12 protein-coding genes, 6 tRNA genes and 1 riboswitch are annotated in these 14,079 nt (G+C 30.0%); of the genes, 16 read left to right on the forward strand and 2 right to left on the reverse strand.

The annotated features are described in order from the left end of the window. Positions 1-11: 11 nt before the first annotated feature. From murA to mreB, 5 genes are all read left to right on the forward strand, one after another. A complete protein-coding gene (murA, locus tag CP523_RS10235) occupies positions 12-1,271 on the forward strand; it encodes a UDP-N-acetylglucosamine 1-carboxyvinyltransferase (RefSeq protein ID WP_066674336.1) in 1,260 nt (419 codons plus the stop codon). Between the two features lie 186 nt (positions 1,272-1,457). Further along, the gene (gene spoIID / locus CP523_RS10240) at positions 1,458-2,504 is read left to right on the forward strand and encodes a stage II sporulation protein D (RefSeq protein ID WP_066674326.1); all 1,047 of its coding nucleotides are present in this window, start codon (positions 1,458-1,460) and stop codon (positions 2,502-2,504) included. Between the two features lie 177 nt (positions 2,505-2,681). After that, entirely contained in the window at positions 2,682-3,431 is a 750-nt protein-coding gene (locus CP523_RS10245; protein ID WP_066674321.1) for a M23 family metallopeptidase, read from the forward strand. Between the two features lie 79 nt (positions 3,432-3,510). After that, entirely contained in the window at positions 3,511-3,762 is a 252-nt protein-coding gene (gene spoIIID / locus CP523_RS10250; RefSeq protein WP_021876589.1) for a sporulation transcriptional regulator SpoIIID, read from the forward strand. Between the two features lie 127 nt (positions 3,763-3,889). Further along, positions 3,890-4,924: a rod shape-determining protein MreB gene (gene mreB / locus CP523_RS10255; RefSeq protein WP_066674311.1), complete on the forward strand. Its 1,035-nt coding sequence runs from the start codon at positions 3,890-3,892 to the stop codon at positions 4,922-4,924. Positions 4,925-4,975: 51 nt separating this feature from the next. Here mreB and yyaC read toward each other — a convergent pair whose 3' ends face one another. Then, the gene (yyaC, locus tag CP523_RS10260; protein ID WP_066674309.1) at positions 4,976-5,506 is read right to left on the reverse strand and encodes a spore protease YyaC; all 531 of its coding nucleotides are present in this window, start codon (positions 5,504-5,506) and stop codon (positions 4,976-4,978) included. 323 nt (positions 5,507-5,829) lie between these two features. Here yyaC and CP523_RS10265 point away from each other — a divergent pair. The 7 genes from CP523_RS10265 (at position 5,830) to metK (ending at position 7,895) form a co-directional block, all read left to right on the forward strand. After that, positions 5,830-5,914, forward strand: a tRNA-Tyr gene (locus CP523_RS10265). 26 nt (positions 5,915-5,940) lie between these two features. Beyond that, positions 5,941-6,015: transfer RNA gene (locus CP523_RS10270), tRNA-Thr, on the forward strand. A gap of 8 nt (positions 6,016-6,023) precedes the next feature. Next, positions 6,024-6,108 (forward strand) — tRNA-Tyr (locus CP523_RS10275). A 16-nt stretch (positions 6,109-6,124) separates the two neighbouring features. Next, a tRNA-Val gene (locus CP523_RS10280) sits at positions 6,125-6,200 on the forward strand. A 20-nt stretch (positions 6,201-6,220) separates the two neighbouring features. After that, positions 6,221-6,295: transfer RNA gene (locus CP523_RS10285), tRNA-Thr, on the forward strand. A 5-nt stretch (positions 6,296-6,300) separates the two neighbouring features. Next, positions 6,301-6,385 (forward strand) — tRNA-Tyr (locus CP523_RS10290). 112 nt (positions 6,386-6,497) lie between these two features. Further along, positions 6,498-6,602: riboswitch (SAM riboswitch) on the forward strand. A gap of 117 nt (positions 6,603-6,719) precedes the next feature. Next, positions 6,720-7,895, forward strand: a complete 1,176-nt coding sequence (gene metK / locus CP523_RS10295) for a methionine adenosyltransferase (RefSeq protein WP_066674307.1) — start codon at positions 6,720-6,722, stop codon at positions 7,893-7,895. Between the two features lie 55 nt (positions 7,896-7,950). Here the strand turns inward: metK and nagA are convergent, their stop codons facing one another. Next, positions 7,951-9,087, reverse strand: a complete 1,137-nt coding sequence (gene nagA, locus CP523_RS10300; RefSeq protein ID WP_120140823.1) for an N-acetylglucosamine-6-phosphate deacetylase — start codon at positions 9,085-9,087, stop codon at positions 7,951-7,953. Between the two features lie 130 nt (positions 9,088-9,217). Between nagA and recD2 the strand changes: the two genes are divergently transcribed. The 4 genes from recD2 to hpf all read left to right on the forward strand — a co-directional run bounded on the left by recD2 (position 9,218) and on the right by hpf (position 14,066). Next, positions 9,218-11,449, forward strand: coding sequence for an SF1B family DNA helicase RecD2 (recD2, locus tag CP523_RS10305; RefSeq protein WP_066674303.1), 2,232 nt, complete (start codon positions 9,218-9,220; stop codon positions 11,447-11,449). A 10-nt stretch (positions 11,450-11,459) separates the two neighbouring features. Then, entirely contained in the window at positions 11,460-12,476 is a 1,017-nt protein-coding gene (locus tag CP523_RS10310; RefSeq protein WP_066674301.1) for a DEAD/DEAH box helicase family protein, read from the forward strand. Beyond that, positions 12,449-13,096 carry a ComF family protein gene (locus CP523_RS10315; RefSeq protein ID WP_066674293.1) on the forward strand — a complete coding sequence of 216 codons (648 nt, stop codon included), beginning with the start codon at positions 12,449-12,451 and terminating at the stop codon, positions 13,094-13,096. The genes CP523_RS10310 and CP523_RS10315 overlap by 28 nt, the downstream gene beginning before the upstream one ends. A gap of 445 nt (positions 13,097-13,541) precedes the next feature. Continuing rightward, positions 13,542-14,066, forward strand: coding sequence for a ribosome hibernation-promoting factor, HPF/YfiA family (hpf, locus tag CP523_RS10320; RefSeq protein WP_066674291.1), 525 nt, complete (start codon positions 13,542-13,544; stop codon positions 14,064-14,066). The last annotated feature ends 13 nt before the right edge of the window (positions 14,067-14,079 follow it).

Raw genomic sequence — 14,079 nt, forward strand, 5'->3', positions numbered from 1 at the left:
TGGAGGATAATATGGAAAAAATTATAGTTAAAGGTGGAAAAAAACTCAATGGTGAGGTAGATATAAGTCTAGCGAAGAACTCTGTTTTACCTATAATGGTAGCTAGCATATTAAGCCCAAATGAAGTAATAATTAAGAATGCACCTTTATTGGAAGATGTTTCAGTTTTAGCTAATTTACTTGAAGAATTAAATTGTGATGTAGATTTTTCAAAAATTACAGGTGACCTAAAAATTAATACTAGTAATATAGAACCAATGGATACAAATAATGATTTAATAAGAAAGATGAGAGCATCTTTCTTAATTATGGGACCTATGTTGGCCAGATTTGGCAAATGCAAGATATCACTTCCAGGTGGATGTAACATAGGAAGTAGACCAGTAGATTTGCATTTAAAAGGTTTTAAGATGCTAGGAGCAGATATTGAAATAGGACATGGTTTTGTAGAAGCAGAAGTTAAAGAATTAAAAGGCAATAGAATATATTTAGATTTTCCTTCAGTAGGAGCTACAGAAAATCTTCTAATGGCTTCTGTTTTAGCAAAAGGAACAACAATAATAGAAAATGCAGCAGAAGAACCAGAAATATGGGATTTAGCTAATTTTTTAAACTCTATGGGAGCTCATATAGAAGGGGCTGGAATGGGTAGAATAACCATAGAGGGGGTAGAAGCTTTAAATGGAATAGAGTATAAGCCCCTTTACGATAGAATAGAAGCAGGAACATTTATGGTGGCAGCAGCAATAACAAATAGTATAATTACTATTAATGGTGTAAATGAAGAACATTTACGTCCAACTATTGAAAAACTAAAAGAATGTGGAGTAAAATTTGAAACTAAAGATGATAGTATAGTTGTTGATGGAACAGGTAGTAAAAGTCCTGTAGATATAAAAACATTACCATATCCAGGTTTTCCTACAGATATGCAACCTCAAATGATGAGTTTATTATCTTTAACAAAGGGATCAAGTATTGTTACTGAAACCGTATTTGAAAATAGATTTATGCATGTAGCAGAACTTGTTAGAATGGGGGCTAATATAAAAATAGATGGAAGAACTGCCATTATAGATGGTGTTGAAGCATTGACTGGTTGTGATGTAAAAGCTACAGATTTAAGAGCTGGTGCCGCTATGATATTAGCAGGATTAGCAGCTCATGGTGATACTAAAATTGGAGATTTATATCATATTGATAGAGGATACACCAATATTGAAGAAAAATTTAGAAAGTTAGGTGCAGATGTATATAGAATTGATGAATAAATTCATAAAATTTCTATATAAAAAATAATACATCTATCCAGTTAAAGAACTTAGATGAATTATCTAAGTTCTTTAATTTTGAAAAAATTTATTTATTACAGCTTAACATAGAAAAAATAAAATAAAGTATATTTTAAAAAATAGACTAATATATTAAAATGTAGAAGCTTTACAGGAGGAGTGGAGATGAATAAGAGAGTTAAATTACCAGAAGGAATAATGATGTTAGTAACAATTAGTATATTAGTTTTGTTTTTTATGATTGGGATACCAATTATGGTTATAAATTCTGATAGTAAATCTGAAAAAAAGGAATCTCCTAAAGCACCAAAAGTAGTAACGGAGAATGCAACATATATAGAGATTAAAGGAAGTGACATTATTAAAGTGTTTATAGAAAATGAAAATAAAGTAGTAGAAGTTCCTTTAGAAGATTATGTGAAAAGTGTAGTGTCTGGAGAAATGCCAGCTAGTTTTGAACTAGAAGCTTTAAAGGCTCAGGCTATAGCAGCTAGAACTTATGTTGCTACTAAAAAAATAAAGCCTTGTGTAAAGGCAGAAAAAGCAGGTGGAGATGTATGTGATTCAACACATTGTCAAGTATATATAAGTAAAGAAAGTAGACTTGAAAAATGGAGTGAAAAAGATAGGGATAATAATTGGAAGAAAATAGAGGAGGCTGTTAATGAAACTAAAGGACAAGTTTTAACTTATAATGGAAATTTAGTTATGTATCCACAGTTTTTTGCAACAAGTTCTGGAAAGACAGAAAATTCGGTAGATGTTTTTTCTAATGATGTTCCATATTTAGTATCTACAGAAAGTTTAGGAGAAGAAATTGCACCTAAATTCAAAAGTGAAAAATCTATAGGTATAGATGAGTTTATAAACATTATAAATTCAAATTATGAAAAATCAGGATTAAATATTAATAATTTATCAGGGAATATTGAAATTATAAGTAAAAGTGATGCTGGTGGGGTAAAAGAAATAAGAATTGGTAAGGAGAGAATTAAAGGAACAGAATTTAGACATTTACTTAAGCTAAATTCAACGAACTTTGAATTTGATATAAGTGAAAGTGAAATAATATTTAAATGTAAGGGATATGGTCATGGAGTAGGAATGAGTCAGTGGGGAGCAAATGTTATGGCAAAAGAAGGAAAGAATTTTAAGGAAATACTTTCCCATTATTATACGGATACCCAATTAAAGGATATAGAATTTAAATAATTAAAACAGAGAAGATCTAGAAATTTCAATTTCTAGATCTTCTTTTTTATTGAATTTAATAAATTTATTTACTTTTTGAAAATTCGACAAGAAATGTTGAAATTTGATGTAAAGAAAAATAAAAATACATGTATTAATTTACAGTAAAGGGCAAGAATACAAAAAGGAGGTGTTGATATGGACCAAAATAAAAAAGATAAGGTAAAAAACTTTTTTAGAAAGGAGGGCTTTTATTTAGTTCTATTCCTTTGCTTATGTTTAGTTGCAACAGTGACAGTAGTAACTAGTAAGAAAAATAAATTAAAACAAGAACAAGCAAAACAATCAGAGAAGGAATTTACATTAAATGTTGATGATAAGACTACTTCAGAGGTTCAAAAGCAAAATGCAGATAGAGTTCAAAATAATACAGAAGAAAAAGTAGCTCAAACTGAAAATGAAACCAATCAAGAAGTAGCAACAACAGAAAAGGATGTTAATGTTTCAGCAGGAACAAATTCAGAAGTAAAATTTATCAATCCGATTGAAGGAACTATTTCTAGATCATACTCATATCCAAAACCACAAGGAATGAAAGATGGAACAAGTAGAAATATTAGAGGAATAGATGTAAAAGCTAAGGTTGGAACAGATGTAAAAGCAGCTGCAGTTGGAGAAGTAAAAGAAGTTTCAAAAAGGGCAGAGGAAGGAAATTACGTACTTATTGCTCATGCTAATGGAGTAAATACTAAGTATTGTAATTTAGATTCAGACATAAAAGTTAAAGTTGGAGATAAAGTAACAGAGGAAACTGTTATAGGAAAGGTTGGAGAAAGCTCTAAAATCTTTACTAATAGCGAGTTTGGTGAACATATTAATTTACAAGTTCAAGATTCTAATGGAAAAGACTTAGATCCAACAAAATATTTTACTTACAAAGCAGAATAAAAAAATTTTCATCAGTCTTTTTCTATTTGAAAATGGCTGATGAAAATATACAAATTATATTTATAAAGGAGGTAGCATTTTGAAAGATTATATTCAAGAAAGGGTATTAGAAGTAGCACAATATATTATAGATTCTAAAGATACAATAAGAAAAACTGCAAAGGTATTTGGGGTAAGTAAAAGCACTATACACAAAGATATGACTGAGAGGCTGCCTAAAATAAACCCTGTAATAGCAGAACAAACACATACAATTTTAGAGTTAAATAAAGCAGAAAGACATATTAGAGGTGGAAAAGCTACTAAGCTAAAATATAAGGCAGTAGATTAATAGCTGAATTAAAAAGGAAGGATAAAAATCATTGAATCATCACCATATTCCATATATAATAAAAAAATAAGGAAGAATTATGTAGTATTTAGTAAAATAGAATTAAGTCAATAGGAGTGAAAGAGGAATGTGGTTTTGGAGACGTGGTACTGATTTGGGGATCGATTTAGGAACCGCTACGGTTTTAGTTTATGTTAAGGGAAAAGGTGTAATATTAAAAGAACCATCAGTTGTTGCCATTAATAAAAGCAATAATAAAGTACTTGCTGCAGGTGAAGAAGCAAGAAAAATGATAGGAAGAACACCAGGAAATATAGTTGCGGTTAGACCATTAAGAAACGGTGTTATATCAGACTATGATATAACAGAAAAAATGTTAAAAGAATTCATAAAAAAAGCGTATGGAAAAGCAAAAATAACTGCGCCTAAAGTAATGGTATGTGTACCTTCACAAGCCACGGAAGTTGAAAAAAGAGCAGTTATGGATGCTACAACAAACTTAGGTGCTAAAAGAGTACATTTAATTGAAGAACCTTTGGCAGCTGCAATAGGAGTTGGCTTAGATATAACCAAGCCCAATGGATCTATGGTAGTTGATATAGGTGGAGGAACTACAGATATAGCAGTAATATCTCTTGGAGGGGTTGTTGTTAGAAGCTCAATAAAGGTGGCAGGAGATACTTTTGATGATGCTATAATAAAATATGTTAGAAGCAAGTATAAAATTATGATTGGAGAAAAGACAGCTGAAGAATTAAAGGTAAATATAGGATCTGTATTTAAAGGATCGAGAGATTTGGTTACTACAATGAAAGGTAGAAATTTAGTTACAGGTTTACCAGATGAAGTTTCAATTAGTACAGATGAGATAAGAGAAGCATTAAAAGAGTCTGTAGGATTAATTGTAGAACAAGTTAAGTTTGTCTTAGAAAGAACTCCACCAGAATTAGCGGCAGATATAATTGAAAAAGGGATTTTAATGACCGGTGGAGGATCATTATTAGATGGATTAGATAAGGTAATACAAAACGAAACAGGAGTATCAGTCTCTATTGCAGATAATTCAGTAGAAGCCGTAGTAGAAGGAACTGGTGAGGTTTTAAGATATTTAGATAAAATTGATTCATCATTAATTGGACAAGAAATAACATTAATTGATTAATATTATTTGATATATAGGTATAGAATTTTAAAATTCTATACCTTTTTATTTTTAGTTAGTTATATTAGATAAATAATAAGCTTTGGATATACCCTTAGAAATTACTTTTGCCATACTCATAATTAGATGAAGACGAATGCTACGAGAGGTAAAAAACTCTGCATTGTCACTAGATTCAACTATACCTATTATAGAAGCAGATCCCACATCAGGTAATAATTTACCTACTCCCTTACCAGGATGAATTGGATAATTTCTTATATGAATTTCACCTATGGATTTTGTATCACCTAAGCATGCATCAATACCAATAATTGTAGAGTTAGGATGAAGTTTTTTTATTTGAGACAAACGTTTTTCTATATTTAGTGCATGTATAGGAGATTCTATAGTACCATAAACAGGAAGGTCGCAGTTATTTTCTATTAGATATGTACCTACTAAAGGACCTAGACAATCACCTATACATTTATCTGTTCCAATGCATACAATTACTGTATTTTTAGATATATAGTTTTTTAAAACATTAGCAATCTCATAATAAGCCAAATCAGATTCATAAAAAACTTTATGTTTTACCAAAGCTTCACCCCCTTATAGATAATATATATGAGGAAGGAACAAGGATTATAATATATAGTTATAAAAATAATATAGGATTCAAATATAAATATTTAATTATATAGGTTACTTATGAAGATTTATTCAAAAAAATTAAAACTTAAACAAATTTATATATAGGCATAATATGAAGGAAATAAGAGTAAATTAAAGAATAAATACTTTAATTCTTATAAAATGGTAAAAGTTGAACTTGAAATTAATAGTTAATGATTATATACTAGTCATTGTCAGTCGAGCAGATAAGATTTGTTCGAGACATAAGAATCAAAAAGTTAAATTATGGGGGAGTTCCCGAGTGGCCAAAGGGGGCAGACTGTAAATCTGTTACGTTTCGTTTCGATGGTTCGAATCCGTCCTCCCCCACCATACTTTAATTTTAATTTAACAAATATGCTGGCATGGCTCAACGGTAGAGCAGCTGACTTGTAATCAGCAGGTTGTAGGTTCGATTCCTATTGCCAGCTCCAAATAAAATGGGGGAGTTCCCGAGTGGCCAAAGGGGGCAGACTGTAAATCTGTTACGTTTCGTTTCGATGGTTCGAATCCGTCCTCCCCCACCATTTTATTAATTTTTAAGGGCGCATAGCTCAGCTGGGAGAGCATCTGCCTTACAAGCAGAGGGTCACAGGTTCGATCCCTGTTGTGCCCACCACTTAAAATAAAAAACAATATGCTGGCATGGCTCAACGGTAGAGCAGCTGACTTGTAATCAGCAGGTTGTAGGTTCGATTCCTATTGCCAGCTCCAATAATGGGGGAGTTCCCGAGTGGCCAAAGGGGGCAGACTGTAAATCTGTTACGTTTCGTTTCGATGGTTCGAATCCGTCCTCCCCCACCATTAAAAGCAAGATATTAAATCTTGCTTTTTTTTTATTAAAAAAATTATTAATAATGTTGACCAATAATATAAAAAATGATATAATTTGACTCGTATAAAAAAATGATATTAGTTCTTATCAAGAGAGGTGGAGGGAAAGGGCCCTGTGAAACCCGGCAACCTGTGATATATCACAAAGGTGCCAATTCCTGTGGAATATAATTCTACAAGATAAGAAAGAGTTTGACAGTTAAAGTCTCTTCTTATCGAAGAGACTTTTTTATTACTTAAATTTATTTAGATTATAACAGGTGTATATAGAATTAATATCAATAAAATGAAGGGAGAAATATAAATGAGAAGATTATTTACATCAGAATCAGTTACAGAAGGGCATCCAGACAAAATATGTGACCAAATTTCAGATGCCGTATTAGATAGTATATTAGCAAAAGATCCTAATGCTAGAGTTGCTTGTGAAACAGCAGTTACTACAGGAATGGTATTAGTTATGGGAGAAATATCAACTAATTGTTATGTTGATATTCCGAAAGTTGTTAGAGACACTATAAAACAAATAGGATATGATAGAGCTAAGTATGGATTTGATTGCGATACATGTTCAGTTTTAACTTCAATAGATGAACAATCAGGCGATATAGCTATGGGAGTAGATGAAGCTTTAGAATCAAGACAAGGAGATAATGACTCTGTTGAAGCTGTAGGAGCTGGAGATCAAGGTATGATGTTTGGTTTTGCAACAAATGAAACAGAAGAATATATGCCATTACCAATAGCAATGGCACATAGATTATCTAGAAGACTATCAGAAGTAAGAAAGAATGGTACATTACCATACTTAAGACCAGACGGTAAGACTCAAGTTACAGTAGAATATGATGATAATAAAGTTATAAGAATAGATACAATAGTAATATCAACTCAACATGGAGAAGACGTTACACAAGAACAAATAAGACAAGATTTAATGGAACATGTAATAAGAGCAGTAGTTCCAGCAGAATTATTAGATGAAAAGACTAAATATTTTATAAATCCAACTGGTAGATTTGTAGTTGGAGGCCCACAAGGGGATTCAGGATTAACAGGAAGAAAGATAATAGTTGATACATATGGTGGAGCAGGAAGACACGGTGGTGGAGCATTCTCAGGAAAAGATCCAACAAAAGTTGATAGATCAGCAGCATATGCAGCAAGATGGGTAGCTAAGAATTTAGTAGCAGCAGGAATAGCTGATAAGCTAGAAGTTCAATTAGCATATGCTATAGGAGTAGCTAAGCCAGTATCAATTTCAATAGAAACTTTTGGAACTAGTAAAAAATCAGATGAAGAAATAGCTTTAATTGTAGAAAAAGTATTCGATTTAAGACCAGGTGCTATTATAAGAGATTTAGGGTTAAGAAGACCTTTATATAAACAAACTGCAGCATATGGACACTTTGGAAGAAATGATTTAAGTTTACCATGGGAAAATTTAAATAAAGTTGAAGAGATAAAGAAATATATTTAATATAAAAAAGATATAGAGCCTCAAACTCTATATCTTTTTTTTATTACAATGAATTTTAAGCTGTATGAACAACTTCACCATTAACTATTACTTTTCTTATGTTAATATTTTCATCAAATAATATTACGTCTGCATCGTAACCTTCTTTTATAAGACCTTTTCTATCTTCAACTTTGCAGTGCCTAGCACCATTAAATGTAGCCATTTTAACTACTTCGTTTAATGGATATTTAGTATTATTAAATACATTTCTAACTGCTTTATCCAAAGTTAGAACTGATCCGGCTAAACTACCGCTAGTTAATCTTGCTGCTCCATTAGTAACAACAACATCTTGACCACCAAGTGAATACATACCATCAGGCATTCCACATGCCATCATAGCATCAGTTACTAATAAAACTTTATCAGTTGTTTTTTGATTATAAGCGACTCTTAATGATGGAAATGAAATATGAATTCCATCAGATATGGTTTCTGTAGTTATATCAGTATCAAAGATTGCTCCAACAACGCCAGGTTCTCTGTGAGTAAATGGAGTCATGGCATTAAATAAATGAGTTGAATGGCAGCAACCACATTTAATACCTTCCATAGCTTCATCATAAGTAGCCTTTGTATGCCCCATTGAACAAACAATTCCTTGTTCTGATAGGTATTTAATTAAATCAGTTGCACCAGGAACTTCAGGAGCGATAGTAATTGAAACTACTGCGTCTTTGGCATCTCCAACCATAGAATTATAATTTTCTATAGTTGGAGCAATTAAATACTTAGGGTTTTGAGCGCCAATTGCATTAGGGCTTATAAAAGGTCCTTCTAGATGAGCACCTAAAACTTGTGCCCCATCAGTACCGTTTTCTTTACAAGTTTTTATAGCTTCCATTGATTTTCTTATAGCATCAATAGAAACTGTCATAGTAGTTGGAGTAAAGGAAGTTGTTCCATGCTTTACTATTGCTTTAGATATTTCATTTATAGCCTCTACAGTACCATCCATAGTATCGTAGCCACCAGCACCATGAATATGAACATCTATAAATCCAGGTGAAAGATATAGACCTTCACCATCAATAACCTCATTACATTTTATGTTAGTTGGATTAATTTCTTTTATTTTACCGTTTTCAATTAGTACAGAACCGTTTTCAATTCTGTCTAAGAAAATTATGTTACAGTTTTTAATTAACATAACGCACCTCCATATTTTCTCTTAAGATAATAAATTATTAGATAATAAATTTTAAAAATTATACTTATGTTATAATTATATAATAAAAAGTATAAGATTAAAATATTATTAAGAGATTTGGAGCGATAATATGGAAATCCTAAATGGAATAGTAGAAACGATTGTATTTAAAAGTGATGATACAGGATATGTAGTTTCAAAAATAAGAATAGATAAAGAGACAATTAATGCTGTTGGTGTTGCACCTTTTTTAAAAGAGGGTCAGCAAGTAAAGATTAAAGGTCAGTGGGTAATACATAAACAATTTGGAAGACAATTTAATATAGAGGAATACGAAGAAGTTTTACCTAATTCAGTTGAAGGAATAGAAAAATACTTAAGTACAGGAATAATACATGGAATAGGACCGGTAACTGCTAAGAAAATAGTTCAAAAATTTGGCGTTGATACACTGGATATTTTAGATAATCATATAGAAAGACTTAAAGAAATAGAGGGGATAGGTGAAAGGAAATTCAAAATAATATATGAATCCTACATTGAGCAGCAGGGCTTAAAGGATATTATGATTTATTTTCAAAGTCATGGAATTACAACTAATCAATGCATAAAAATATATAAAAAATATGGAGATCAATCAAGATATGTGGTTGAAGAAAATCCTTATGTGCTTTCAGATGAAATATCTGGAATAGGATTTATAACAGCAGATAAAATAGCTAAAAATATTGGAATTGAAATTACCTCTCCTTATAGAGTTCAAAGTGGAATAAGATATGTTTTAAATCAATTTTCAGCATCAGGTAATACGTATATGCCAAAAGAACAATTAATTGATGAAGTAGCTAAGGTGTTAGTTGTTGATAAAGAGTTAGTAGAAGAAAATATATATAATTGCAGTTTAGAAGGTAAAATAAAAATAGAGAAAATTGGTGATATAGAAGGGGTATTTTTACTACCATATTATTATTGTGAATTAGGTGTAACAAATAAAATAATAACTTTAGGTATAGAAAATTTTAGAACAATAAATACGGATATTGAATTTGAGATAAAATCTTTTGAAAAGAAAAATAATATAGAATTCGCACAATCACAAAGAGAGGCTATAATAGGGGCTTTTGATAATGGAATAGAAATAATAACAGGCGGACCAGGTACAGGAAAAACTACAATTATAAAGGCTATAATAGAAATTTATGAAAACAATGGAATGAATGTACTATTAGCTGCACCTACAGGAAGAGCTGCAAAAAGAATGACTGAATCTACAGGAAGAGAAGCTAAAACTATACATAGACTACTTGAAATGGGAGTTAGTGATGATGAAAATTCTTTTTTTGGAAAAGGAGAAACATCTCCACTAGAAGGAGACGTAGTAATTATAGATGAGGCATCGATGATTGATATAATGCTTATGCATAACCTATTGAAAGCAATAAAGTTAGGAACTCGATTAATTATAGTTGGAGATGTAGATCAATTACCATCAGTTGGGGCAGGAAATGTTCTTAAAGATCTTATAGAAAGTAATTTTATTAAAGTTGTAAGACTTAAGGATATTTTTAGACAAGGAAAAGAGAGCATGATTGTAACAAATGCGCATAAGATAAATAATGGAGAAATGCCTCAAACTAATAGAAAAGATGGGGATTTCTTTTTTGAAAATAAGCAAGATTTAGATGACATATTAAATACAATAATAGATTTAATAAATAGAAGATTACCTAAATTTAACAATAATTGGGATAAACTTAGAGATATGCAAGTTTTAACACCAACTAGAAAAGGAACTTTAGGCGTTCAAAATCTAAATAATAAACTTCAAGAAGTATTAAACCCTAAAGCATCTTATAAGAAGGAAAAATCTTTAAAAGAAGTTATCTTTAGAGAAGGGGATAAAGTAATGCAAACTAAAAATAATTATTCCCTTAAATGGTTTAGAATAAATGGAGAAGGAGATAATGAAGGTGTTGGTGTATTTAATGGAGATATGGGATTTATAGAAAGTATAAATGAAGATGAAAAAACAATTACAATAATTTTTGATGATGAGAGAAAAGTTATATATGATTATATATATATAGATGAGTTAGAATTAGCTTATGCCATAACAATTCATAAAAGTCAAGGAAGTGAATTTAAGGTTATAATTACACCAGCATTTATGGGTTCTCCTTTTTTAATGAATAAGAATCTTTTATATACAGGAATAACAAGGGCTAAAGAGCTTGTAGTGGTTGTTGGAGTTCCTAAAGCATTAAAATATATGGTTTCTAATGTTAGAAGCATGGATAGATATTCTTCTCTTAAAGAGAGAATCTTAGATATAACATCAAAAGAAGTTTTTAGTGAAGAATAAGGAGATTATTATGGGGTACGAGAAAATAATTAATTATAAAGAGTTTAATGATTGTTTAACTAGAATAAATAAATGGTACTTGAAAAAATCCAAAATATTAAACATTGTTACAAGTCCATATAATAGTACTCTAATATATTCAAGTATAATAATTGAAGTTATAAGAAAAGGCGGAAATGTATTATATATATGGGAAAATAATAGTTCAAATAATGAACTTATAAAAGATATTAAACTAAAAAATAGTAATATAACATATTCATACATAGAAAAGGGAGAGTCTAAAAGTAATATAGTATTCTCAAGTTTTAAAAATATGATTGATATAAGAGGAAAGTATGATTTATGTATAATAGATGATATTAGTAATTTCTCACTAATGAATAGTGATGAATTAATAGAACTTATAGAAGCTATGTATATATATAGTAATAGAATAATAATTTATTCTATAGAAAGAATTGTTTCTATGGGAGAGAAAATAGAAATATGCTCATTAGTATCTAATAAACCTCACATAGAGCCTAGAATATTAAATACAAGAATAAAATTAGAAGAAGATATTCCATATAGTTTATATGATTATTTATTATGGTTTAGAGATACTAAGAGAAAAGTTATAATATATGCGCCAACAGAAGAAAAAGCTAAAAATGTTTATAAACAATATACAGATAAATTAAAAATATCTGGAGCTAAATTTATATTGTTACTAAGAAATGATTCATTAAAGGAACTAGAATCATCTTTAAAAACTAAGGAAAAAAGCTTATTTTTAATTACTAGTCATTTTGGAGAATATTTAAAAAGACTACAGGATGTAAGTGTAGTAGTTCTTTTTGCAGATAATGTATATTACTCTTATAAAAAATTAATATATCTATGTGGAAAGGTAGGAGAAAATGATAAAAATCCAGGAGAAATTCTATTAGTATCTAGAGAAATATCAAATGATATGGAAGAAGCTAAGAATTTTTCTAGAGGTTTAAATAAAAAAATATGGGAAAAAGGATTATTAAGATATTAAAGCCTATACTTGATAGTGTATTAGATATAATATATCCTGAAAAATCAAATTGTATTAATTGTTATGCAGATGATTATATAGGTTTATGTCCAAAGTGTATAAATAGTATAAAAAGAATAAAAACTGAAGAAAAAATAAAACCTTTTGCTTATTATAATGGAGCAATTAAAAAATTAATTTTGGAATTAAAATATAAAAACAATTTTTTAGCGGCTAAGATACTAGGAGAATTTATAAGTGCTTTGATAAAGGAAAATAATATAGAAGCTGATGTTATTTTATATGTACCTTTATCCAAAAGGTCGTATAAAAAGAGAGGGTATAATCAATCAAAATTAATTGCTAATATTGTATCAGAAAAGTGTAATATAGAAATATCTAATTCTTTGATAAAAGTTAAAAATACAAAAGAGCAAAAGACATTATCTAAAGATGAGCGAATGTCTAATTTAATTGATGCATTTGATATAAAGGATTACAATGAAGTGAAAAATAAGAGAGTTATATTAATAGATGATGTTGTAACTACTGGAGCAACGTTATTGGAGTGTGAGAAAATTTTAAAAAAATTTAATGCTAGTACAATAAATATATTGACAGTAGCTAAAAGTAATATATAATAATAATGTAATGTTAGGTCTGTGGATGAAAGTCGATGCCAGTCGCAGGCGAAACGATCCACGTAAGTTAGGAAAAGATTCTAATGAGCATGGTGCGGTATAGATGTAAGTCCTACCAATGAAAGTTGAGAGTGTGAGTAGTGAGAGGTTAATTCCGGGTAGCAAAAGCTCCAGTAGGCGAGTGTGGGGGCAAAATCCAGGTCAGCTAACGTTGCAAAAAGACAATTAATTCAATTGAATTAATTGTCTTTTTGTTTTATTTATATAAAAAATAAAGAAATATGAAGTAAAATGGAGTAATAGGGGGTAGTTTTCAGTAAATTCAGAATATTAAAATTGATTAAAACGGCTTCTTGGGGTTATAATATAAATAAGAAAACAACATAAATTAAATTTTGAAATCTTCTAAGTGAATCTTAGAATTGAGAGAGGGGATGACCTTATTATGAAAGTAACAGTTATAACAAGAAATACAAAGCTAACACCAGCGCTAAAGGACATGGTAGAAAGAAAGATTTCAAAGATGGATAGGTATTTTGAACCTAATGTAGCAGCCAAAGCAACCTTAACGGTTCAAAAGAATAGACATATTGTAGAAGTAACTATACCTTTTAATGGAGTAATATTAAGGGCAGAAGAAGCTACTGACGATATGTATAAATCTATTGATTTAGTAGAAGAAAAATTAGAAAGACAAATAAGAAAGCAAAGAACAAAGCTTGCAAGGAGAAATAATGAATCTTTAAGATTCTCACATATAGATGAAGTTGCTACGGAAGAAGATGATGGAAAGCTAGTAAAAACTAAAAAGTTTGGCTTAAAACCAATGTCATCAGATGAGGCAGTACTTCAAATGGAGCTATTAGGTCATAACTTTTTTGTTTATCAAGACGCAGATAAAAATAAATTATGTGTAATGTATAAGAGAAAAGATGGAAATTATGGGTTGTTAGAACCAGAATATATTTAAAAAGAAGTGCCAT

Origin of the sequence: Clostridium septicum, assembly GCF_003606265.1 — a bacterium.
In the GTDB taxonomy this organism is placed as follows: domain Bacteria; phylum Bacillota; class Clostridia; order Clostridiales; family Clostridiaceae; genus Clostridium; species Clostridium septicum.

What these genes read in the sequence shown, in the direction of transcription:
- murA (WP_066674336.1), top strand. Translation starts at nt 12, where the DNA reads ATGGAAAAAATTATAGTTAAAGGTGGAAAAAAACTCAATGGTGAGGTA.
- spoIID (WP_066674326.1), top strand. Translation starts at nt 1,458, where the DNA reads ATGAATAAGAGAGTTAAATTACCAGAAGGAATAATGATGTTAGTAACA.
- CP523_RS10245 (WP_066674321.1), top strand. Translation starts at nt 2,682, where the DNA reads ATGGACCAAAATAAAAAAGATAAGGTAAAAAACTTTTTTAGAAAGGAG.
- mreB (WP_066674311.1), top strand. Translation starts at nt 3,890, where the DNA reads ATGTGGTTTTGGAGACGTGGTACTGATTTGGGGATCGATTTAGGAACC.
- metK (WP_066674307.1), top strand. Translation starts at nt 6,720, where the DNA reads ATGAGAAGATTATTTACATCAGAATCAGTTACAGAAGGGCATCCAGAC.
- nagA (WP_120140823.1), bottom strand. Translation starts at nt 9,087, where the DNA reads ATGTTAATTAAAAACTGTAACATAATTTTCTTAGACAGAATTGAAAAC.
- recD2 (WP_066674303.1), top strand. Translation starts at nt 9,218, where the DNA reads ATGGAAATCCTAAATGGAATAGTAGAAACGATTGTATTTAAAAGTGAT.
- CP523_RS10310 (WP_066674301.1), top strand. Translation starts at nt 11,460, where the DNA reads ATGGGGTACGAGAAAATAATTAATTATAAAGAGTTTAATGATTGTTTA.
- CP523_RS10315 (WP_066674293.1), top strand. Translation starts at nt 12,449, where the DNA reads ATGGGAAAAAGGATTATTAAGATATTAAAGCCTATACTTGATAGTGTA.
- hpf (WP_066674291.1), top strand. Translation starts at nt 13,542, where the DNA reads ATGAAAGTAACAGTTATAACAAGAAATACAAAGCTAACACCAGCGCTA.